This window comes from Streptomyces sp. Edi2 (assembly GCF_040253635.1).
In the GTDB taxonomy this organism is placed as follows: Bacteria; Actinomycetota; Actinomycetes; order Streptomycetales; family Streptomycetaceae; genus Streptomyces.
Genome location: NZ_JBEJGX010000003.1, coordinates 4,733,493 through 4,755,294, shown reverse-complemented (window position 1 = coordinate 4,755,294; position 21,802 = coordinate 4,733,493). Strand labels below are relative to the sequence as shown.

Genomic DNA, 21,802 nt, shown 5'->3' with positions numbered 1-21,802 from the left:
CGCTGCTGTGCCTCGGGAAGTGCTGCAAGCAGCTCCCGTCTGACCGGACCGTGCGCTTCCTGTTGGTGATCCTGCGCGCTGCCCTGCGTGACGCCTCATGACGTTGGTTCGACGAGATCCCCGAACGTGAGCTGCTTCGGGACGGCGGCGAGCGGTTAAAGAGCTTGATCGAACGACCGTGGCCGCGAAGTCCTGACCGCTACTCTGCTGCTTGTGTCTGAGCTGGGGCCGAGCGGGTGCTGTGTACGGACCATGCAGTGTGCGCAGCCTCAATCAGGTTCTGCGCACGGTTAGTTGTGCGATGCCGCTGCACAAAAAGATGCTGATGTGCCATGTGCTGATCAACGTGTGAGCAATGGGGGGCTCGTGGTCTCTGGATGGGTGAGCGACATCGTGGAGGCGTCGCAGGTGCGGGTCCGCTCGGCCACGGGTGAGGCGGTCGGCGCCGGGTTCCTCGTAAGGACCGATGTGGTGTGCACCTGCGCCCATGTCGTCGCCAGGGCGCTCGGGGTGTCGGCTACCGCCGAGCAGGCACCAAGCCAGCCGGTGGACCTCGACTTTCCGCTGCTGGACGGCCGCCCTCGGGTACGGACGACGGTGGTGTCCTGGCGGTTCGGCGGGGCGGATGTCGCGCTGCTGCGCCTGGACACGGCCGTCGAGGGCGGACGACCGGTGCCGTTCGTCGAGAGGACCGACACACCGCGCAACGATTTCAGGGCGTTCGGCTACCCGGCCGGGGCCGACCACGGCGTCTGGGTCTGGGGCACACTGGGCGCCGGGCAGGCCTTGGGCTGGGTGCAGATGGAGACACAGGGGCCGGGGCCGCGCAGCCTGGAGGAGTTCAGCGGAGCGCCGGTCTGGGACAGCAGGCTGTACGGCGTCGTCGGAATGATGGTCGCCGCGAACCTGGGCGAGAGCACCGCACATCTGTTGCCGTCGGACGCGCTGGTCAATGAACCGATCCTCCAGCCGCGCTGCCCGTTCCAGGGGCTCTCGGCGTTCACGGAGGAGGACGCGGAGTTCTTCTACGGCCGCGACAACAACACCACGCGCCTACACACGGCCGTGCGCACGCAGCCGGTGACAGTGGTGGTCGGGCCCGCGGGCTGCGGAAAGTCGTCCCTCGTACGGGCAGGGGTGCTGCCCCGGCTGCGGGCTGAGGGCTGAGGGCTGAGGGCATGAGCATTTCCGAGCTGCGGGCCATGCCCGGGGTGCCTGCGGCCGCCATACTTGCCCGGGCGCTGACGGACTTCCTGGAGCCGGCGCTCGGCGAGGCAGAACGCCACAGTAGGGCCGACGGGCTGGCTGAGCTCCTGAAGACCGACTATGTGACAGAAGAACTGCGGGCCAGGGTCCTTGCTCGTGGCGCCAGCGCCGGACACGTCCTCTTCGTCGACCAACTGGAGGAGTACGCGGGCGCCGAACCGGGGGCCGCACGTGACCTGTTCGGGCTGCTCGCCTCATTGGCCGGCAAGGACGTCGCCGCCGCGCTGCGGGTTGTCACCACCGTACGGCCCGAATCCCTCGATGCGCTGGTCACCGCCAGCACTTCCGACCTCGTCAGCGAGGCCGTGCATTTCCTCGCGCCGTTGACCCGAGATGAACTGGCGCTGACGGTGACTGGGCCCGTCGAAGCGGTGCCACGACTGTGGTTCGAGCCGGGCCTGCCAGAGCGGATCGTCACGGATGCGGGCAATGAGCCCGGGCGGATGCCGCTGGTCCAGCTCACCCTGACTGAGCTTTGGAAGCACCGCACCCGCTCGACGCTCACCCATGCCGCCTACGACGCCATGGGCGGCGTCGCGGGCACGATCGCGGTGTACGCGGACCTCACCCTGGTCACGCTGACACAGGCCGAACAGCATGCTGCCCGGCGGCTGTTCGTACAGCTGGCCCGGCCCGGCGACGGTGACACCTTTTTCCGGAGGCCCATGCGCGTCGCCGACCTCGCCCCCGACCTCCTCGACCTGGCACGGAAGCTGGCCACCCGCAAGCTCGTCGTTCTCTCCCACGCCCCGAGTGGTGCCGGCGGAGAGGAGATAGTCGACCTGCCGCACGAGTCGCTGATCCAGCTATGGCCGCGCCTAAGGCAATGGCTCGTCGACTACCGGGGCTTCCGCGTCTGGCAGGAGCAGCTGCGGGCCGACCTCCGTCGCTGGCAGGCACGACACCGGGAGCCCGCTCACTTGTTGGGCGGATCCGACCTGGAAGAGGCCTTGCACAGACTTGCCGAACACCCCGAGGACGTCTCAGCCGACGAACGCGGCTACATCCTTCTCAGCCGCCGCTCCCGGTGGCGCGCCGGTAGGGCAGTGCAGGGGGCATCCAGAGCGATCGGAAGGGTAGCCACGTCGATGAGGCAGGGCAGGGGCTCGGAAGGCAGGCAGGACTGGAAGGCATTGGCAGTTGTCGGATTGTGGATCGCCGTCTTGCTGGCTGCCGCGTCGATCAGCGTGCGTGAAGTGCTCGAAACCTTCCGACTGCACGCACGGCTGGGGCCCTCCGATACCCCCGCGGTGGTGACGGCGATCGTCGCCCTGGGCACTGCCACCGGCACTTTGATTGGCGTCACTCTGACCGCTTACGCCAAGTACGTGCAGGCCCGGGGACAAGCCGAGGCGGATCTCATCCGAGCAAGGGCCGAGATGATGCGTGCGGAAGCCGATGTCACCAGAGCCCGCGCAGGGCTCCCGCCGGCCCCCTCCACCAACGGCGATTCACCAGCCTCCACGTCGCCTGCCGAACCTGACCCTAGTCAGCCTCCACCGTCTGGTGGGGCACCTGATGCACCCTGAACGTGTCCGCCCTGGTGACCGTGGCAGGGCACCAATGTCATGCGCCACCACAACTAACGACTGATGGGGATCTCGTAGACGATCTCGCAAAGAGCGACAGTTCTGACCTCACGCCGCCAGCCAATCCTTACCAGGGCGCGCGTCGGCGCAGCGTGGGCGGAGCGGGCCGAAGGCAGGAGCGGCGCCCCGGCGCGGAGCCGGGAGCGCGCCCGGCGGAGCGGAGGGCAGCCGGGGCTTGATGAAGTAGGGAAAGTTCTATCGCACGGGCGTCAGTCGCTTGCCGTCGTGGCTTCGTACGTGAGGGCCTGCCCCATCCAGGGCATCCAGGAACCGGACCGCGTAGACCTCGGACATGGACTCGACCACCTCGTCGGGCGTGAGCCAGGTAACGGCCGTCGACTCGCTGGAGGTGCGCTCCTCACCGCCGACCGGCTTGCAGCGGAAGACCAGGGCGACGATGCCTCGCGTCGTGTTCTTGTAGACCCCGGTGAGCTCGTCGACGTCGACGTGGATGCCCGTCTCTTGCCGGCGGGCAAGCTTTCCGAAGCGATGGGTGGCGCCGGCTGACCCGGTTGCTGTACTTCGCTGCTGTACGGCACGACAAAGCCCCCGTCCGGATTACCCGGCGGGGGCTTTGATCTGCTGTGCGCTCGGCAGGATTCGAACCTGCAACCTTCTGATCCGTAGTCAGATGCTCTATCCGTTAAGCTACGAGCGCTTGGCTTTCCGGCGGTTTTTCTTGCCGGTCGGCGTTGCGGGAACAACATTACATGACCTGCGCCGTGAGGCGAAATCCATTGCTCGCAGCACCTCTGACCTGCGGAAACGCACCTCTGGGGAGGTTCGGGGGGCTATTCGGGCCAGGGGGAGTCCTCGATGATCTGGACGAAGTTCGGGCGGGTGTAGTCCTCTTCGAAGCGGTCCAGGACGTCGGCCTTCACGTTGCCGAAGGTGGTCTGGGGGCGGTGGGCCAGGCCGGCGTGGAAGGCGTGGAGGATGCGGCGCTTGAAGTCGGGGCGTGGGTGCGCGGCGACGACGGCCTCGCGGGTTTCCGGGGGAAGGGTGTCGTAGCCGATGCCGAGGACGTCGAGTTCGACGCCGGCTGTGACGAGCGCCACTTCCGGGGCCATGTGGTGCGGGATTTCCGGGGTGGTGTGCAGGGCGATGCCCTCCCAGACCAGGCGGGCGCGGTCCGCGGGGATACCGCGGGCGGTCAGGAAGGCGCGGGCCTCGTCGGCGCCGTCGAGCTCGAAGCGCTGCTGGGAGGTGCGGAACTTCTCGGTGAGGCCGAGGTCATGGAAGAGCGCCCCTACGTACAGCAGCTCCGGGTCGAAGGCCAGGCCGTGCCGGCGGCCGTGATGGGCGCCGAAGAGGTAGACGCGGCGGGAGTGGTGGTAGATGAGGTCGTCGGTGACATCGCGGATCAGCTCGGTGGCTTCCCGGGCCAGCCGGCTGTCGGGGAGCGGGATGCCCCCGATGGCGGAGTCGGCGGCCGACGAGGGTGAGCGGTCTTGAGGTGTCATGGGTCCAGGGTCGCGTGGATGGGTGACCCTCGCCCCGTACGCGGATCCGGTTGGCCTGGATGTTGCCCGTGGATGGCATGGCGGGGCGCGGGTCGCCTGGATGGCATGGCGGGGCGTGGGGCGCTCCGGGCGGGTGAATCCGGTGCCGTGCGAGGGAGCCACCTGAAGGAGCCGCCTGAGGGAGCGACGTGAGGCCGCGGGGAAGGCAAGATCACTCCGCGGGTGCGGGCCGCCGGCGGGGCTCCGGGAGCAGGGGGAGCAGGGGGAGCAGGGGGAGCAGGGGGAGCAGGGGGAGCAGGGAGCAGATTGCCTGTGCGGGGGCAGGTGGCCTTGCCGCAGGGCCCGGAAGATCGCTTTGGAAGGGCAGAAAAGCGTTCAGGCCCCGGTCTGTGAGGACCGGGGCCTGAACGAAGAAGAGCGGAGGCGGAGGGATTTGAACCCTCGATGGGGGGTAAGCCCCAAACCGCATTAGCAGTGCGGCGCCATAGACCGGACTAGGCGACGCCTCCACACACCCCACGCGTGCAGGCACGCTGTGGTGTGTCCAGATGATGGCACAGCCCCCAGGGCTGTCACCAATCGCCCCCTACGGTACTAGGCGTGCGGGCCGGCGAGCAAAGACGTTCCTGCAGCGCAACGTCGGGGGCGGCAGCGCGTTAGAAGTGTCGGGGCCGTGGCGACTCGCGTCGTCGTGCGCCCCCGGCGTGTACGTGCCGCGTACCGCCCCGCACTCGCCTCCCTGGAGCCTGTGATGCCGCACCGCCGGATGTCGTCCCTCTTCGCCGCGGCCGCCAGCGCCGCCACCACGGCCGCGACCCGCCTGACCGCCACCACGGCCGCCGCGGGCCGCGTCTCCGCCACCGCCGCCGTGTCCGTCGTCTCCGTCAGCGCGGCGCTGGTCCTGGCGGCGCCCGCCGCGTCGGCCGCCCCGATCCCGCTGCGGCACCACTGGTCCGGGGGCGGCATCAGCGGCATCAGTGACATCACGGGCGCGGGCCACCTCCCAACCGCCGCTCACCCCGGCCGCACCGCTCACCCCGGCCGCACCGGTCGCACCGACCGCACCGGTCGCACCGGGCATGCCAGACACGTTGATCACGGCAGACCCGTTGCAGGCGGCGCGACTCGCGAGCACCGCACCCCCGTCGGTCACGAGGCACCCGTCGATCACCGCATCCCCACACCCGCTCGTCACGACGTACCCCTCGGCCACAGCACCACCACCGGTCACGGAGCCTCCCTCGGACACGGCACCCCCGCCGGTCACGACGCGCCCCTCGGCCACCGCCCGCCCCTCGGCCGCGACACGTCCGGCGGCCACAACACGCCCGTCACCCATGGCACGCCCGTCGGCCACGGCACGCCGGTTTCCCGCCGCACACCGGATTCCCCCGGCACACCGGTCTCTCCCCGCACCCCCGCCGACCACCTCACCGTCACCGTCCACGGCTCCGGTTCGGCGGCCACCGATGGCACCTTCGAGCTGTACTGCCATCCGGGCAGGGGCAACCACCGTCACATCAAGGGCGCCTGCGCCAAGCTGGACGGGATGACGAAGTGGGGCAAAGACCCGTTCGCCCCCGTACCGCAGGGCGTGAACTGCACGATGATGTACGGCGGCCCGGCCACCGCGCATGTCACCGGGACCTGGGCGGGGCGCCCCGTCAACGCGGATTTCCGGCGCACCAATGGGTGTGAGATCAGCCGCTGGGGCCGGTTCGAACCCCTGCTCCCTTCGACCAGTTCCTGACCCGGTTCGTGCCCTAGTAGCGCGCCAGGTCAGGACGAGGGGTACATGTCGGGCGTGCGGTGAGTCGCACAAGGCCGTGGCATTACCTCCTCGTCATCCGCCTCCGCGCCTGGGGCAAGTGCCCGTAGACTCCATTCCAGCGATCCGCCACGGTGGGTCGGCAAGGTGCGGTAACAGGGAGGAAGCGTCGTCGTGAGCAGCAGGCCATCCCGAGGCGCTGCTCGCCTCGCAGCCATACTCGATGCCCTCCCCGACGCGCTGTTGCTCGTCAACTGCAACGGCACGGTCGTCAACGCCAACTCCATCGCGCTGGAGACCTTCGAGGCGCCGGGCACGGCCCTGGTGGGGCGCGGGCTGCTCGATCTGCTGCCGTCCTTCGACTCCAAGCGCATCCCCGGCTCCATGCGGCGCCGGGACGAGGACACCGAGGGCGGCCGGACGAAGCCGACCCGCATGGTCGCGCGGCGGACGGACGGGACCGAGCTGCTGGTCGAGGTGACCAGCGCCAACCTGGAGGACGGGCGCACCCCGTACGAGTCCGCCTTCGAGGCCGCGTACGCCGATCACCGCAATGGCTACACGGGCAATGAGCTGCTGATGCTCGTCGTCCGTGATCTGACCGGGACGCTGGACACCGAGACCGAGCTGGCCCGCCAGCAGCGGCAGACCGAGATGATCTTGCGGGCCGCGGCCGAGGGCGTGGTCGGTGTGGACGCCGAGGGCAAGGTCGTCCTGGTCAATCCGTCCGCCGCGCAGATCCTGGGGTTCCGGGCGAGCGAGCTGGGCGGCAAGGAGCTGCACCCGCTGATCCACCACTCGCGGGCGGACGGCTCGGCGCTGCCGTGGGAGGACACCCCGCTGGCCGACACCCTCAAGTCCGGGCGCAAGCACCGGGTGCGCGGGCAGGCGCTGTGGTCGAAGGACGGGCGGGCGGTGCCCGTCGATCTGACGACGGCGCCGGTGCGGGACGGCGATCAGCTCGTCGGCGCGGTGATGACCTTCACCGACCGCCGTGCGTTCGACTCGCTGGCGGCCCGGCACACCCAGCTGCTGGCGGTGCTCGACCAGGCGCTGCGCGGGCCGCTGGAGGAGCTGAAGGGCGAGCTGGGCACGCTCGCCTCCGACCCGGCCGGCCAGCTCTGGCCCGAGGCGAACCAGATCCTGCACCACCTCGCGGCCGGCCACGCCCGGATGACGACGCTGGTGGACAACGTCCTGAGCTATCAGCGGCTGGACTCCGGCAAGGAAAAGCTCAACCGCACGAAGGTTTCGCTGGACGGTGTGGTCGCGGCCGGCGTGGAGGGCGCGATCGAGCTGATCGGTCCCGGCCGGGCGCAGTTCGCGGTGCATGCGCCGCCGATAGAGGCGACGGTCGACGCGGAGCGGATCGCCCAGGCGCTCTCCCACCTGATCGCGGATGTCGCGGGGGTGGACTCGACGGGCCGGATGCCGGCCGGTGAGGCTGCCGTCGGCGGGCGTTCGGGGCCGATCCCCGGCGATTCGACGATCGTGGTGGCGGCGGCCAAGCGCGGCGATGTCGTACGGATCGAGGTGCGCGGCCCGTTTGACGGCGGCGACCCGGTCCATGAGCCGATCGTGCGCGGGATCGTGCGGAAGCACGGCGGGCTGGTGCAGACGCACGAGGTGCCCGGCGGCGGGCCCGGCGCGGGCGGCAGTGCCTATGTGCTGGAGCTGCCGGTGGTGGCGGACGGTACGACGGTGGACGGCGCGACGGGCGGCGCGGACCGGGCGGACGGGCCGACCGGCAACGAGACGACGGTGATGCCGGTACCGGCTGCCCATGCGCGGGGCACCCGGGGCAATGCCGCGGACACGGGCGAGGGCTCGGGTAACGGCGCCGGTCATGGCTCGGGCCATGGCGATCAGGGGCCGGGCGGCGAAGGCCACGAGGGCGGCGACGAGGGCCGGCCCGGTGGGTCGGGTGGTCCCGGTGGGTCGGGCGGGTCTGGTGGGACCGGTGGGACCGGTGGGCCTCTCGGTGGCAATGGCGGTGCCGTGGTGCCGGAGCAGGCGCGCGGGGCACAGCCGACCGGCCGTCGCCGTGCGCGGCACTCGGGAGCGGAGCAGGGCGCGGATCACGGCGCGCACCCGGGCGGTCCGGGCGCGGGGCCGGGGGCCGGTGCGGCGCACGGTGCCGTGGGCGACGGCCGGACGGGGACGGGCGAACTGGGCCCCGGCGCGGCCGAGGGCGGCCGCGGGGCGCATCCGCCGCACGGTGACGGCGGGCCGGTTACGCAGGGCGGCCGGCCCGGGGACGGTGCGGGGCTGCCGCCGGGCATGACGGGTGCCGAGTCCGTACCGCCGACCGGACGGCGCCGGGCACGGCAGGACACCACGGAGGGCGGCGGGCTGCCCGCGCTCCCCTCCGGAACGGGCCAGAGTTCGGGATCGGGCCAGACATCAGGATCGGGGCAAACGTCAGGATCGGGACAGCAGCCCGGGCACGGTCCGGTGGCGGGCGCACAGGGCGGCCCGGCGGCCGGTGCCAAGGCGCTCCCCGGGGCGACGCCGTCGGCCAACGGGCAGGCATCCGCACCGGTCCCCGCTCCGGCGACTGGGCCGGGCTCGGCTCCGGCTCCTGCACGTCCGCTTCCCGCCCGTCCGCAGATTCCCGGGCAGGCCTCGGCGCCGGGGCAGGCGTCGGGGCAGGCCTCGGTCCCGGGACAGACTCCGGCTCCCGGGCAGCCGCACGTTCCGGGGCAGGCGCCGGCTCCGGGCGTGCCGCAGGGGCTCGGCCCCGTACAGCCGGGCGGTCGGCGGGCGCGCCGGGCGCTGGCCGAGGCACCCGAGCGGTCCGCGCAGGGTGACCGGGAGCCGGCTTCGGCGGCCGCCGCCTCCAGGGGGCAGCAGCAGGCCGGAGCGCGTACCGCCTTTGCGCTGCCGCCCGCCGCGGCGGACCGGAGCCCGCAGTCGTCGCTGCCCGCTACCGCTGACCAGGTGCCCGCGCAGGCCGGTCCGCAGGAGGCTGCCGGTCCTCAGGAGGCCGCAGGCACGGGACGCCGTCGGGCGCGTCGGCCGGTGGCCAACGGACCGGAGCAGGCGACGTCCGGCGGACAGCCGGGATACGAGCTGGAGGCGGCCGTCAACGCCGGTGCGGCGCACGGCGAGTGGGACGGCGAGCCGACCGGCCGGCGGCGGGCCAGACGGGCCGCGGCCGAGGAGCGGGCGGCGGCCGCCATGGCCGATTCCGAGTCGTCCGGCACGTTCGTCGCGGGCCCGGAGGGGCTCGTGGCGCAGCACACCGAGCCGGCGGAGGCGACGGGTACGGCCACCGGCACGGCGCCCGGGATCGCCCAGGCCCAGCCCCAGGCCCCGACAGCGGGCCAGGCCCCGGCCCAGGCCCCGGATGCGAGTGCGCACCAGGCGCCCAACGCGCCCCAGCCACCCCACGGACCACCCGCCACCCAAGACCCCCAGAACCCCCAGAGCACCCAGGCGCCCGGTGCTCCGGCCCCCACCGGCCGTCGGCGCGGTCGCCCCAGCCCCGCCGAAGAGGCCGCTGGGCAGCCGCCCGTGCCCCCGCAGGGCGGCCCCGCCGCCGGCCCGCACCATCAGCCGCTGCCGCCCGCCGCCGAGGACGACGCGCACGCCGCGGGACACTCCCACGGGCGGGCGTTCAGCGTGCGCACCCTCGGGCAGGGCGTGCCGTTCACCCAGCAGATCGCCGACCAGCAGCGCCCGCAGGTGCCCCCGCCCCCGGGCACCCCACCGCCCGGCAGCACACCCCCCGGCGGTACGTCCGCAGGTTCGGGCCGCCGCCGTAAGCTCGCCGCGCCGCCGCAGGAGGGCACGGCGACGGGGTCGATGCCGGCTGAGGCGCGTCCACACCCCGGTGCACCGCAGCCGCAGCAACAGCAGCCCAGACCGCCGGCTCCGAACCAGGCCCCCGCTCCGCCGCAGTCCCCGCCGCAGCCGCATCCGCACCTGATGGACGCCGGCGAGGGGCGGGCCTTTGCCATCTCCGCGCCCGACGAGGGCAGCGAGGGCCCCGAGCCGCTGGACGGCCCGAACGGCGCCATAGAGGTGATGGACCGTCGGCCCATGCCCATGGATGACGAGTTGCCTCCGGAGCCGCTGGACAATCCGCGCCGGCTGCTGGTCTGGCCGGCGCCGGATGTCGCCACTCAGCAGGCGCTCAGCGACCGCGGCTACCGCCCCGTCATCGTCAACTCCCGCGAAGAGGTGGACGCCCAGATCGCCGCGTACCCGGCGGCGCTCTTCGTCGACCCGCTGACCGGGCCGATCACCCGCACCGCACTGCAGTCACTGCGCCAGGCGGCGGGGGCGGCCAAGGTCCCGGTGCTGGTGACCGCCGGTCTGGGACAGGCCCCCCGGGAGGCGGCATACGGCGCCGACCCGGCCGTCCTGCTCAAGGCGCTGGCCCCGCGCGACAGCGAGGTCCACCCGCCACGGGTGCTGCTGATCGAGGAGAACGACGCCATCGCGGGCGCCCTCACCACCTCGCTGGAGCGGCGCGGGATGCAGGTCGCACGGGCCGGGGGCGACGCCGACGCGGTCACCCTCGCCGCGCAGATGCGGCCGAATCTGGTCGTGATGGACCTGATGCAGGTGCGCCGCCGGCGGGCCGGGATCGTCGACTGGCTGCGCGCCAACGGCCTGCTCGACCACACGCCGCTGGTCGTCTACACCTCCGCCGACATGGACCCGGCGCAGCTGCCGCGGCTGGCGGCCGGCGAGACGGTGCTCTTCCTCGCGGAGCGCTCCACGAACGCCGAGGTGCAGGCCCGGATCGTCGACCTGCTCGCCAAGATCGGCACGAACTGAGTTGAGCTGAGTTCAGCTGAGCCGTACTCAGCTGAGCTGTACTCAGCTGAACTGAGTTGAGCGCAGTGGGCGGCGGGATGGCCCTGCGCGGCACCGCACGGCCCTCCCCGCACCGCACGGCCCGACCCGGCACCGGCCCGGCCGGGCGCCCCGCCACCGACACCCTGCCACCGCGGTCGCCCGCCCACCACCGACGTACGCCCGGCCCCCACCGGCTCACGCCAGCAGCGTCACATCCAGCTCCCCCTCCGCGTACTGCCGGCGCAGCACCTTCTTGTCGAACTTCCCCACGCTCGTCTTGGGCACCGCCGGAATCACCGCCCACCGCTCCGGCAGCTGCCAGCGCGCGATGCGCTCACCGAGAAACGCCTTCAGCTCCTCGTACCCGATCGTCGCGCCGTGGTGGAGCACCACCGTCGCCAGCGGCCGCTCGCCCCACTTGTCGTCCGGTACGGCGACCACCGCGGCCTCCGCCACATGCGGATGGGCCATCAGATGGTTCTCCAGCTCGACCGAGGAGATCCATTCGCCGCCGGACTTGATGACGTCCTTGGCCCGGTCGGTCAGCGTCAGATAGCCGTTCGGGGTGATGGTGCCGACATCGCCGGTGCGCAGCCAGCCGTCGGAGCTGAACTTGTCCTCCGGGCGGAGCGGTCCGCTCTGTGCGCCGCCGTAGTAGGCGCCGGCGATCCATGGGCCGCGGACCTCCAGTTCGCCCGCGGCCTTGCCGTCACAGGGGAGCTGTTCGCCGTCGGGGCCGATCAGCCGCGCCTCGACGGAGGCGGGGAAACGGCCCTGGGTGGCGCGGTAGGCCCACTCGTCGTCGCCGCTGACTCCGGCCGGCGGGTGGGCGACGCTGCCCAGCGGGGAGGTCTCGGTCATGCCCCAGGCGTGCACGACGCGGATGCCGTGCCGCTCCTCGAAGCCGCGCATCAGGGCGGGCGGGCAGGCGGAGCCGCCGATCACGACGGTCCGCAGACAGGCCACATCGCGCTGGGTCGCGTCGAGTTCGGCGAGCAGGCCCTGCCAGATGGTGGGCACGGCGGCGCCGATGGTGGGCCGTACGGTCTCGATCATCTCGGCGAGCGGCGCGGGCTGCAGGAAGCGGTCCGGCATCAGCATCGAGGCACCGGCCATGAAGGCGGCGTGCGGCAGGCCCCAGGCGTTGACGTGGAACATCGGCACGACGGGCAGCGTGATGTCGCGCGAGCTGAGCGCGAACGCCTCGGCGGTGTTGACGTGCATCGAGTGCAGATACAGCGAACGGTGGCTGTAGAGCACGCCCTTGGGGTCGCCGGTGGTGCCGGAGGTGTAGCACAGGGCCGCGGCCTCCCGCTCATCGATCGAGGGCCAGTCGTAGCTCTCCGGCCGCCCGGCGATCAGCTCTTCGTAGTCGTGCACCCGCGCCGGGCCGCCCGCCACCAGGGAGTGGTCACCAAAGCCGACGACGACGATGTGCTCGACGTTCGGCAGCTGGGGCAGCAACGGGGCGAGCAGCGGCAGCAGGCTGCCGTTGGCGAGCACGACCCGGTCCTCGGCGTGGTTGATGATCCACACCAGCTGCTCGGCCGGCAGCCGCAGATTGAGCGTGTGCAGTACCGCCCCCATGGAGGGGATCGCGAGATAGGCCTCCAGGTGTTCCGCGTTGTTCCACATGAGGGTGCCGACCCGTTCCTCGTCGGCGACGGACAGCTCCTCGCGCAGCGCATGGGCCAGCTGTGCGGCCCGGCGGCCGACCTCGGCGAAGGTGCGCCGGTGCGGATCTCCCTCGGTCCAGGTGATGACCTGCGACTCGCCGTGAACCGTGGCCCCGTGGGCCAGGATTCGCGAGACGGTGAGCGGTACGTCCTGCATCGTGCTGAGCACCGGGTGCCTCCGCTTTGTTACGGGCGGGTAGTGGTGCTGCGATTGTCATCGCATACCGGCTGGTATGTCACGCCCTCCGAGGTGTGTTCTTACCCGCTTCCGCGCGCTCTCGCCGGTGAACGCGGACGGTGTCAGCCAGGCGGCCTCACTGACGGTCATGCCGATGACGTACGCGGCGAGCGTGCTCATGACGGGACCGGGCTCGTCCGTGGGGAGGCCGCATCCCGGAGGGCCACCACACTGCCAGGTCACCCGGTCACCCGGTCACCCGGTCACCCCGCCCCCCGGTTGCTCGTTCACCCAGTTACCACCGGCTACCCGGAACCCTCTACCGAAGGAGCGTCATATGCGCCCCCACCTCCGCCGTTTCCTCGTCGTCGTCGCCCTGGGCGGTGCCGGGCTGCTCGCAGTGTCCGGTGCCGCCCGGGCGGCGTCGCAGGCCGCACCGGCCCAGCGGGCCTCCGGCGACGGGCCGTCTCTCGTGCGGCCGCTGTTCGGCGGGCAGTTCGATCCGGTGGCCGGGATGGGCGGCGGGGTGATCTCCGGGGGCGGGAAGCCGGTGTACACCCACGCCGGTCAGCGGTCCTGAGCCGGCCGCCCCGTCTCCGGCGCGCCCGCCGCCCCCTCACGGCCTCCGCTCCGCCGCCGGCGTCACCGCCTGGAGGACCAGCACTGACAGGTCGTCCTCCACCGGGCCGGTGCCGAAGTCGTGGGCGGCGCGGCGTACGTGTTCGGCGAGGGCCTTGGCGCCCAGACCCATGCCGTCGCGCATCACCTCGATCAGGCCGTCGTTGTCGTCCAACTGCCAGTTGCCGCAGCGGCGTTCGGTGACGCCGTCGGTGACGCACAGCAGCGTCTCGCCCGGTGGGAGGGCGAAGGAGCTGGCGTGGAATTCGGTGCCCTCGTCGATGCCGAGCAGCATCTGGGGGTCGGAGGCCGGCTCCACGGCGCCGTCGACGAACATGTGCAGCGGTGGCGGGTGGCCGGCGCTGGCGACCGTACAGCGGGCCCCGGGGACGCCCGGATCGACCTCCAGCTCCCCGTACAGCAGGCTCAGGAAGCGGGAGGTGGCCTGCTCGCCGCCCAGTTCCACCGCCTCCGCGCTCTCCTCGGCCATGGCCAGATTCAGCCTGCCGAGCACCGACTCGACGCCATGCCCCTCGCGGGCCAGCAGCCGCACCAGATGGCGCGCCAGTCCGGTGACGGACATCGCCTCGGGGTCCTTGCCCTGGACGTCCCCGAGCAGGAAGCACCAGCGGCGGTCGCCCATCGGGAAGACGTCGTAGAAGTCGCCGCCGACGGTCTGCCCCTCGCCGTGCGGCTCATAGACGATCGCGGTGTCGACGCCCGGGATGCTGGCGAGCGTCGCGGGCAGCTGCCGGCGCTGGAGCGCCAGGCTGATCGTGGTCTGCCGGGTGTACTGGCGGGCGGTGAACACGGCCTGTGCGACCCGGCGCGCCACGTCCTCGACCATCCGCACCACGGTGTCGGTCATCTGGAGGTGCCCCGCCCGGCCGAGCAGCAGCATGCCCTGATCGGTGTCGCGGGCGACCAGGGGGAAGGCGAGCGCGGAGCCGCCCGAGGGCGCCGCACCGGCACATTCCGGCCAGGGCCAGGGGGTTCCGGCGGTGCGGATGATGTCGGACGGCGGGTCCCGTTCCAGTTCGGCACGGAGGGGGGTGATCCGCCGCTCGTCGACGTGCCAGACCCGCGACAGCTGCACCCCGCCGCCCTCCGTGGTCAGCCAGATGGCGCACCAGTCGGCGAGCCGGGGCACCAGCAGCTGGGCGGCGAGTGCGGTGACCATGTCCTGGTCGAGCTGCCCGGCCAGCAGTTCGCTGGTCTCGGCGAGGAAGGACGGGCCGCCGCGGTCGGCCCATTCGGCGGCGAACCCGTGCGGGCGGCCGGGCGGGGGCGCGGGGCGGCCCAGGCGCACGGGAAGCTCGGGGCCGGGCGACTGGCGGCGGGGCGCGGCGGGCGCGGCGCGGGCGCGCAACGGCTCGCCCTCGGTGGCCTCCAGGCGGAACCAGACGGTCTTCACCGCATGGCGGTAGGTCACGCCCCAGGACTCCGCCAGCGCGCTCACCAGCTGGAGCCCGAATCCCGGCTCTCCGGTGCGGGCGTCGACCCCGCCGCGTACGCCCCGGGCGGGGTGGCGGTCGGAGACCTCCACCACGACGCCCACCTTGGCCCGGCGGCGCTCTCCGTCGCCGCTCTCGGCGCCCACCGCATCCGGGCGGCGCTCCCCGTCGCTCCCTGCGGCCCCCGGCCCGTCGTGCTCCAGGCGGCAGGCCACATCGATATCGGTACCGGCGTACATCACGGCATTGGTGACCAGCTCGCTGGTGAGCAGCACGGCATCGTGAATGAGCTCGGCGCTGATCGCCGCCGCACCGGGCCCGGCCGTGGCGGGCGGGGCCGTCGCCCGTTCGGTGAGCAGCGCGCGCACGAATTTACGTGCGCCGGCGGCCGCGAGCTGATTCGCGGGCAGCCCTTTCCGGGACACGGATTCCGTCGTGTACGGGGAGGACAGCGCTACCACTGCGCCCCCTGAATATGCCGGGAAAAACTCATTACAAGCGCTTTATACTATGTCATATCTGCCCAAATGGATCACCCCGCTCGACCGACTCTCTCCGCAACGATCATTGGGGGGATGGTGTGCCATGGCGCTCGACCCGGCCCGGCCCGAGTCTGCTTCTTCGCCCCCGGAGCCTCCCGAGCCCACTGAGCCCCCGCAGCCCCCCGTTCCCCGGCACGACGGGCAGTGGGTACGCACCAGTGAGCTACGGCCTCTCCTCGCGGCGATGATGGCGCTGCGGGACGGGGATTTCACCGCCCGTGCGGACATCCCGCAGGACGGCTTCTCCACGGACGGCGTGGTGGCCGATATGACGGGCGTCCTCAACCAGATCGCCGCCCGCAACGCCCATCTCGCCTCCGAGCTGCAACGCGTACGCAGCGAGGTCATCCGGCAGGGCCGGCTGGACGAGCGGATCTCCGCCAGCCCCGGCCAGGGGACCTGGACGACGAACATCGAGGCGGCCAACACCGTGCTGGAGGCGCTGGTGGTCCCGCTCGCCAAAGCGACCCGGGTGCTGGACGCGGTGGCCGGCGGCGACCTGACCCAGCGGGTCGATCTGCACGACGGCAACCGCGCCCTCCGCGGCGATCTGCGCCGGCTGGGCAACGGGGTCAACCGCATGGTCGACCAGCTGTCGCTGTTCACCGGCGAGGTCACCCGGGTCGCCCGCGAGGTCGGCACCGAGGGCCGGCTCGGCGGCCGGGCGAAGGTCCAGGGGCTGTCCGGCGACTGGCTCCATGTGACCGAGGCGGTCAACACCATGGCGTCGCGGCTGACGGCGCAGGTCCGGGACATCGCCGTGGTCACCACCGCGGTGGCCACCGGCGACCTGACCCAGCAGGTGACGGTCGAGGCCACCGGTGAGCTGCTGGAGCTGAAGCTCACCGTCAACAAGATGGTGGACCAACTGCGGGCGTTCGCCGACGAGGTCACCCGGGTCGCCCGCGAGGTCGGCACGGAGGGCCGGCTCGGCGGCCGGGCGCAGGTCAGGGGCGTCTCCGGGGTCTGGAAGGACCTCACCGACAACGTCAACTTCATGGCGTCCAACCTGACCTGGCAGGTCCGCAACATCGCCCAGGTCACCACGGCCGTGGCGAACGGCGATCTGAGCCAGAAGATCACCGTGGACGCGCGGGGCGAGATCCTCGAACTGAAGTCGACGATCAACACGATGGTCGACCAGCTCTCTGCCTTCGCCGACGAGGTCACCCGCGTGGCCCGCGAGGTCGGCACCGAAGGGCGGCTGGGCGGCCGGGCGCAGGTCAGGGGCGTGTCCGGGGTCTGGCGGGACCTCACCGAGAGCGTCAACTTCATGGCGGACAACCTGACCTCCCAGGTCCGCAACATCGCTCTGGTCGCCACCGCCGTCGCGGAGGGCGACCTCGGCAAGACGATCACCGTGGAAGCCAAGGGCGAGATCCTGGAGCTCAAGACGACGATCAACACCATGGTCGACCAGCTCTCCGCCTTCGCCGACGAGGTCACCCGCGTCGCCCGCGAGGTCGGCACCGAGGGAAACCTCGGCGGTCAGGCCCAGGTCAGGGACGTCTCCGGGGTCTGGAAGGACCTCACCGACAACGTCAACTTCATGGCGCTCAACCTGACCTCCCAGGTCCGCAACATCGCCCAGGTGACGACGGCGGTGGCCAACGGAGACCTGTCCAAGAAGATCGACGTCGACGCCCGCGGCGAGATCCTGGAGCTGAAGGAGACCGTCAACACGATGGTCCAGCAGCTGCGGGCGTTCGCCGACGAGGTCACGCGGGTGGCCCGCGAGGTCGGCACCGAGGGCCGGCTCGGCGGCCGCGCCCAGGTCCATGGCGTCTCCGGCGTGTGGAAGAACCTCACCGACAACGTCAACTCCATGGCCGACAACCTGACGTCCCAGGTCCGCAACATCGCCCAGGTCGCCACCGCCGTCGCGAAGGGCGACCTGTCCAAGAAGATCGACGTCGACGCCCGCGGCGAGATCCTGGAGCTGAAGTCGACGATCAACACGATGGTCGACACCCTGTCGTCGTTCTCCTCCGAGGTGACCCGTGTGGCCCGCGAGGTCGGCAGCGAGGGCCAGCTCGGCGGCCAGGCCCGGGTCGAGGGCGTCTACGGCACCTGGAAGCGGCTGACCACCAGCGTCAACGAGCTGGCGCTGAACCTGACCACGCAGGTCCGGGCGATCGCCGAGGTGGCCAGCGCGGTCACCCAGGGCGATATGTCCGGCTCGATCACCGTGGACGCCCAGGGCGAGGTCGCCGCCCTGAAGAACAACGTCAACCTGATGGTCGCCAACCTCCGCGAGACCACCCGCGCCAAGGACTGGCTGGAGTCCAACCTCGCCCGTATCGCCAGCCTGATGCAGGGCCACCGCGACCTGGTCGAGGTCGCCGATCTGATCCTGCGCGAGCTGACCCCGCTGGTGAACGCGCAGTTCGGCGCGTTCTTCCTGGCCGAGGCGGGCGCCGAACCGGGCGAGGGCCTGGAGCTGATCGCCGGTTACGGCACCGGCCAGCCCGAGGGCCGCCGCTCCCTGCCGCGGCTGCGGCTGGGCACCCCCGGCTGGGGCCTGATCACCCAGGCCGCCATGGAGAAGAAGCGCATCGTCGTCGACGCCGTCCCGCCCGACTACATCACCATCAGCTCCGGGCTCGGCGCCTCGGCACCGGCCAGCATCGTCATCCTCCCGGTTCTCTTCGAGGACCAGGTGCTCGGCGTGATCGAGCTGGCCTCCTTCAGCCGGTTCAGCGAGGTCCACCTCGCCTTCATCGACCAGTTCGTGAACACCATCGGCGTCTCGATCAACACCATCATCGCCAACGCCCGTACGGAGTCCCTGCTGTCGGAGTCCCAGCGCCTGACCGCCGAGCTGCGCCAGCGTTCCGACGAACTCCAGCTGACGAACGCCGAGTTGGAGGAGAAGGCGGCCCTCCTCGCCACCTCCTCCCAGTACAAGTCGGAGTTCCTGGCGAATATGTCGCACGAGCTGCGCACCCCGCTGAACTCCCTGCTGGTGCTCTCCCGGCTCCTCGCCGACAACCCCGACGGCCGGCTCTCCACCCAGGAGGTGGAGTTCGCCGTCACCATCCACCGCGCGGGCTCCGACCTCCTCCAGCTCATCAACGACATCCTCGATCTGTCGAAGATCGAGGCCGGCCGGATGGACGTCCACCCCAAGGCCCTGCCGCTGATCAAACTGCTCGACTACGTCCGCGCCACCTTCCGGCCGCTCACCGTCGACCGCGGCCTCACCTTCGACGTCAAGGTCGGCGAGAACGTCCCCAAAGAGCTCTTCTCCGACGAACAGCGCCTCCAGCAGATCCTGCGCAACCTCCTGTCCAACGCCGTGAAGTTCACCTCCTCCGGCAGCGTGGAACTCATCGTCCAGCGCGTACCCGGCACCGAATTCGAGGAGGAATCCCTCCGCACCGCCGACGACGTCATCGCCCTCTCCGTCAAGGACACCGGCATCGGCATCTCACCGGAAAAGCTCGACGGCATCTTCGAGGCGTTCCAGCAGTCCGACGGCACCACCAACCGCAAATACGGCGGCACCGGCCTCGGCCTGTCCATCAGCCGCGACATGGCCGCGCTGCTCGGCGGCCGGATCATCGCCGAGAGCGAGCCGGGCGTCGGCTCGACCTTCACCCTGTACGTGCCCGCGCGCTACACGGGCCCCTTCCCCGCGCCCAGCCCCACCGCCGCCACCCGCCCCGCGGACAGCACCGCACTGGCCGGCCCCGCCCGCCCCGTCCTGGCTGAACAGCTCACGGCCACGCCGCCAGGACCGGCCGCCCTCACCGCGCGGAGCAGCCCTTCCGGTGAGGCCGGTGACGCCGGCGAGGTCCGCGATGCCAGTGACGTCTTCCCCACCCAGTCGGAACAGGATCAGGCGCCGCACCTGGGCGCCCCCTCCCCCGACGGCAGCGATGTCACCTGGCCCGAGACCACCCGCCTCAGGGACTGGCTCAGCGGACGCCCCGGCGAGGTACTGGCCGACCGCCGGATCCTCATCGTCGACGACGACATCCGCAATGTCTTCGCGCTCACCCACGTACTGGGCCGGGTCGGGATCAGCGTCAAATACGCCGAGAACGGCCGCGAGGGGCTGGAGGTCCTGGACCGGACACCGGACGTCTCGCTGGTGCTGATGGACATCATGATGCCCGAAATGGATGGTTACGAGATGATCAAGGCGATCCGACATGCGCCTCGATTCGCGGACCTGCCGGTCATCGCGCTCACCGCGAAGGCCATGCCGGGCGACCGCGAAAGGGCGATCGAGAGCGGGGCCAATGACTACATCCCCAAGCCGGTGGATGTGGACCGCCTGCTGTCCGTGATCTGCGGCCTCCTGGACCCGCAGCAGAACGGCGATCCGGCCCCGCATCCGGAGGCCGTCAGCCCCGAGGCCGTCGGTCCCGAGGCCGTTGCTGCCGAGGTCATCAGTCCCGAGGACGGCAACTCCGAGGGCGGCAGCCCCGAGTTCGCCGGCCCTGAGGACGACAACCCCCAGAACGGCACCCCCGAGGACGGCCAGGGAACGGGAACGGCGGGAGAGCCCTCATGACGACCGCACCGGACACCTCATCCAGCATCCTCATCGTCGACGACATGGAGGAAAACCTCGTCGCACTGGAAGCCGTACTGGGCTCGCTCACCCAGAAGGTGGTCCGTGCGCGATCCGGCGAAGAGGCCCTGAAGGCCATGCTCCGGGAGGAGTTCGCGGTCGTGCTCATCGACGTGCTGATGCCGGGCATGAACGGCTTCGAGACCGCCGCGAACATCAAGGGACTGGACCAGACCAAGGACGTCCCGATCATTCTCCTCACGGGGGCCTCGGTCGACCCGAACTACGCCTATCGCGGCTACACGGTCGGCGCCGCCGACTTCCTCATCAAGCCCTTCGACCCCTGGCTGCTGCGCACCAAGGTGAACGTCTTCCTGGACCTCCATCGCAAGAACCGCCAACTTGCCGCCCAGGCGGAACAGTTGAAGCGTCTGCTGACATCGGACGAGCACCCCGGCGGCGGGGGCCCGCCGTCCGCCACGACCACGACGACAACGGCTCCGGCCGCGCCGACGACCACGACCGGCAGGGACACGGCCGGAACGGGCACCGCTTCACCCCGGCCCACACCCTCGCCTGCGAACCCGTCCGGGCATCCCCCCATCCCCCCGGAAGGCCCCGGCGCCCCGTCGTCTCCCGAGCCGCCTCCGTCGCCCCCGCCGCCCGCGGCGCCCGCCGCCGGCGACGCATCCCGCCTTGCGGAAATCGCCGGCCAGCTCGCCGAGGTGGAACTCCTCCTGCGCGACGCAAAGGGCTCCGACAAGAAGCGTCTTGCCGACCGCATCGCCGAACTGGAGGAAGCGGTCGGCAGGTTGATGGCCACCCGGGGGACGTGAAACCCCTCACGGCCCGGAACTCTGACGCCGGCACACTTAAATTTTTGAGCCTTCCCGGGGGCTCTTTCCGCGAGGCCCCGGCACCTTGTCCACAGTAAAGGCGTAAATTCCCGCCAGGACGAATATCGCCAGATACTGAGCCCAGGTGAAGCCCTCCAGCACCCTGTCCACCGCGAGGAGCACACCGGCCCAGAGAACAGTAAATACAATCTTGCCCATCAGGATTTCCTAAGCCTTCAGGCGAGCGGCGAGAGGCAGGCAGCGGCGCCGCCCACAACCGTCTTCTTCGCGAGGTCCGAGGCGACGCCCTTGCTGACGTACCGGCCGACGACCAGCGCCCCGGCCCCGCCCGACACCGCACCCGCGGCAAGGCTCTTCATTGAATTTCCCCATTCAACTTTTTCTCACAGGGCGGTATGGGTCAGATACCGCGCCCGTTCTTGGTCACCCACGAACGTACTAGTCCGCATCTCCACCGGGAACCCGGTTGAGCGGATCTTGATACTTCTTGAGCTTGCGGATTCTGTGAAACTCGCACGTGACGGTCCATCGCGGTGTTTCGGCCGACTGATAACTCAATGTCCGGCTATCCGCAGTAGCGGGAAACGTCACGAAAGGCGACGCAGCCCCTGTCAACTTCCGTCAACTCCCGTCGTGCGATGCATAGTTCACTCGGAGTTCGCCCCCTCGGCGGACACGTCATCGAGTTCGGCCGCCCAGCGTTCGGACCACCGGTGCAGCCCCCGCAATTCGTCGGACGCGCCCTTGCCGAGCGCCGTGAGGCGGTACCCCTCCTCGGCATCGCGTGCCACGAGCCGGGCTTCCTGCAGCTCGGTGAGGCGCTGCTGCAGCACGCTGGAGGACATGCCGTCGCACCGTTGCTGCAACGGGCGGAATCGGGACAACTCCTGGACCTGCTGATGCTGTGCGGCGGGTACCACGCCATCAGCTTCACCGCCCGCGCCACCAGACTCGCCCCGGAACCTGGCGCCCCGCGGTTCCGCGACATCCCGCCGCCCGCGCGGCAGGCACCGTGACACGCGACGGCAACTGTGGCCCTCCCCCTGCTCGACGGCCGTGC

14 protein-coding genes, 2 tRNA genes and 1 pseudogene are annotated in these 21,802 nt (G+C 71.2%); 8 read left to right on the top strand and 9 right to left on the bottom strand.

Annotation, left to right across the window (positions count from 1 at the left end; all coding sequences use genetic code 11):
• Positions 1 to 381: 381 nt before the first annotated feature.
• Positions 382 to 1,167, top strand: a complete 786-nt coding sequence (locus tag ABR737_RS24385; RefSeq protein WP_350252268.1) for a serine protease — start codon at positions 382 to 384, stop codon at positions 1,165 to 1,167.
• A gap of 44 nt (positions 1,168 to 1,211) precedes the next feature.
• Positions 1,212 to 2,795: an nSTAND1 domain-containing NTPase gene (locus tag ABR737_RS24380; protein ID WP_350252266.1), complete on the top strand. Its 1,584-nt coding sequence runs from the start codon at positions 1,212 to 1,214 to the stop codon at positions 2,793 to 2,795.
• Positions 2,796 to 3,050: 255 nt separating this feature from the next.
• Here the strand turns inward: ABR737_RS24380 and ABR737_RS24375 are convergent.
• The 4 genes and pseudogenes from ABR737_RS24375 to ABR737_RS24360 form a co-directional block, all read right to left on the bottom strand.
• Positions 3,051 to 3,320 (bottom strand): annotated as a pseudogene (locus tag ABR737_RS24375) (NUDIX hydrolase); the annotation flags it as partial.
• Positions 3,321 to 3,440: 120 nt separating this feature from the next.
• Positions 3,441 to 3,513 (bottom strand) — tRNA-Arg (locus ABR737_RS24370).
• Positions 3,514 to 3,646: 133 nt separating this feature from the next.
• On the bottom strand, positions 3,647 to 4,318 hold the full coding sequence (locus ABR737_RS24365) for an HD domain-containing protein (protein ID WP_350252265.1): 672 nt from the start codon (positions 4,316 to 4,318) through the stop codon (positions 3,647 to 3,649).
• Between the two features lie 418 nt (positions 4,319 to 4,736).
• Positions 4,737 to 4,827, bottom strand: a tRNA-Ser gene (locus ABR737_RS24360).
• 164 nt (positions 4,828 to 4,991) lie between these two features.
• On the opposite strand from ABR737_RS24360, the gene ABR737_RS24355 reads away from it, so the two are divergent.
• Positions 4,992 to 6,068, top strand: a complete 1,077-nt coding sequence (locus ABR737_RS24355) for an SSI family serine proteinase inhibitor (RefSeq protein ID WP_350252264.1) — start codon at positions 4,992 to 4,994, stop codon at positions 6,066 to 6,068.
• Positions 6,069 to 6,260: 192 nt separating this feature from the next.
• The gene (locus tag ABR737_RS24350; protein ID WP_350252262.1) at positions 6,261 to 10,874 is read left to right on the top strand and encodes a response regulator; all 4,614 of its coding nucleotides are present in this window, start codon (positions 6,261 to 6,263) and stop codon (positions 10,872 to 10,874) included.
• Positions 10,875 to 11,090: 216 nt separating this feature from the next.
• Here the strand turns inward: ABR737_RS24350 and ABR737_RS24345 are convergent, their stop codons facing one another.
• Positions 11,091 to 12,740, bottom strand: coding sequence for a long-chain fatty acid--CoA ligase (locus ABR737_RS24345; protein WP_350252260.1), 1,650 nt, complete (start codon positions 12,738 to 12,740; stop codon positions 11,091 to 11,093).
• Between the two features lie 346 nt (positions 12,741 to 13,086).
• Here ABR737_RS24345 and ABR737_RS24340 point away from each other — a divergent pair, with 346 nt between their 5' ends.
• Positions 13,087 to 13,329: a hypothetical protein gene (locus ABR737_RS24340; RefSeq protein WP_350252258.1), complete on the top strand. Its 243-nt coding sequence runs from the start codon at positions 13,087 to 13,089 to the stop codon at positions 13,327 to 13,329.
• Positions 13,330 to 13,365: 36 nt separating this feature from the next.
• Here the strand turns inward: ABR737_RS24340 and ABR737_RS24335 are convergent, their stop codons facing one another.
• Complete coding sequence (locus ABR737_RS24335; protein ID WP_350252256.1) at positions 13,366 to 15,246, bottom strand: SpoIIE family protein phosphatase; 1,881 nt, start codon at positions 15,244 to 15,246, stop codon at positions 13,366 to 13,368.
• A gap of 160 nt (positions 15,247 to 15,406) precedes the next feature.
• Here ABR737_RS24335 and ABR737_RS24330 point away from each other — a divergent pair, with 160 nt between their 5' ends.
• Positions 15,407 to 19,885: a HAMP domain-containing protein gene (locus ABR737_RS24330; RefSeq protein ID WP_502964363.1), complete on the top strand. Its 4,479-nt coding sequence runs from the start codon at positions 15,407 to 15,409 to the stop codon at positions 19,883 to 19,885.
• Positions 19,882 to 20,721 carry a response regulator gene (locus ABR737_RS24325; RefSeq protein ID WP_350252255.1) on the top strand — a complete coding sequence of 280 codons (840 nt, stop codon included), beginning with the start codon at positions 19,882 to 19,884 and terminating at the stop codon, positions 20,719 to 20,721. Before ABR737_RS24330 ends, ABR737_RS24325 begins: the two co-directional genes overlap by 4 nt.
• 36 nt (positions 20,722 to 20,757) lie before the next feature.
• Here the strand turns inward: ABR737_RS24325 and ABR737_RS24320 are convergent, their stop codons facing one another.
• The 3 genes from ABR737_RS24320 to ABR737_RS24310 all read right to left on the bottom strand — a co-directional run bounded on the left by ABR737_RS24320 (position 20,758) and on the right by ABR737_RS24310 (position 21,587).
• Positions 20,758 to 20,940, bottom strand: a complete 183-nt coding sequence (locus ABR737_RS24320) for a hypothetical protein (RefSeq protein ID WP_350252254.1) — start codon at positions 20,938 to 20,940, stop codon at positions 20,758 to 20,760.
• Between the two features lie 17 nt (positions 20,941 to 20,957).
• The gene (locus ABR737_RS24315; protein WP_350252252.1) at positions 20,958 to 21,101 is read right to left on the bottom strand and encodes a hypothetical protein; all 144 of its coding nucleotides are present in this window, start codon (positions 21,099 to 21,101) and stop codon (positions 20,958 to 20,960) included.
• Positions 21,102 to 21,389: 288 nt separating this feature from the next.
• Entirely contained in the window at positions 21,390 to 21,587 is a 198-nt protein-coding gene (locus tag ABR737_RS24310; RefSeq protein WP_350252250.1) for a winged helix-turn-helix transcriptional regulator, read from the bottom strand.
• Positions 21,588 to 21,599: 12 nt separating this feature from the next.
• On the opposite strand from ABR737_RS24310, the gene ABR737_RS24305 reads away from it, so the two are divergent.
• Complete coding sequence (locus tag ABR737_RS24305; RefSeq protein ID WP_350252248.1) at positions 21,600 to 21,758, top strand: hypothetical protein; 159 nt, start codon at positions 21,600 to 21,602, stop codon at positions 21,756 to 21,758.
• The last annotated feature ends 44 nt before the right edge of the window (positions 21,759 to 21,802 follow it).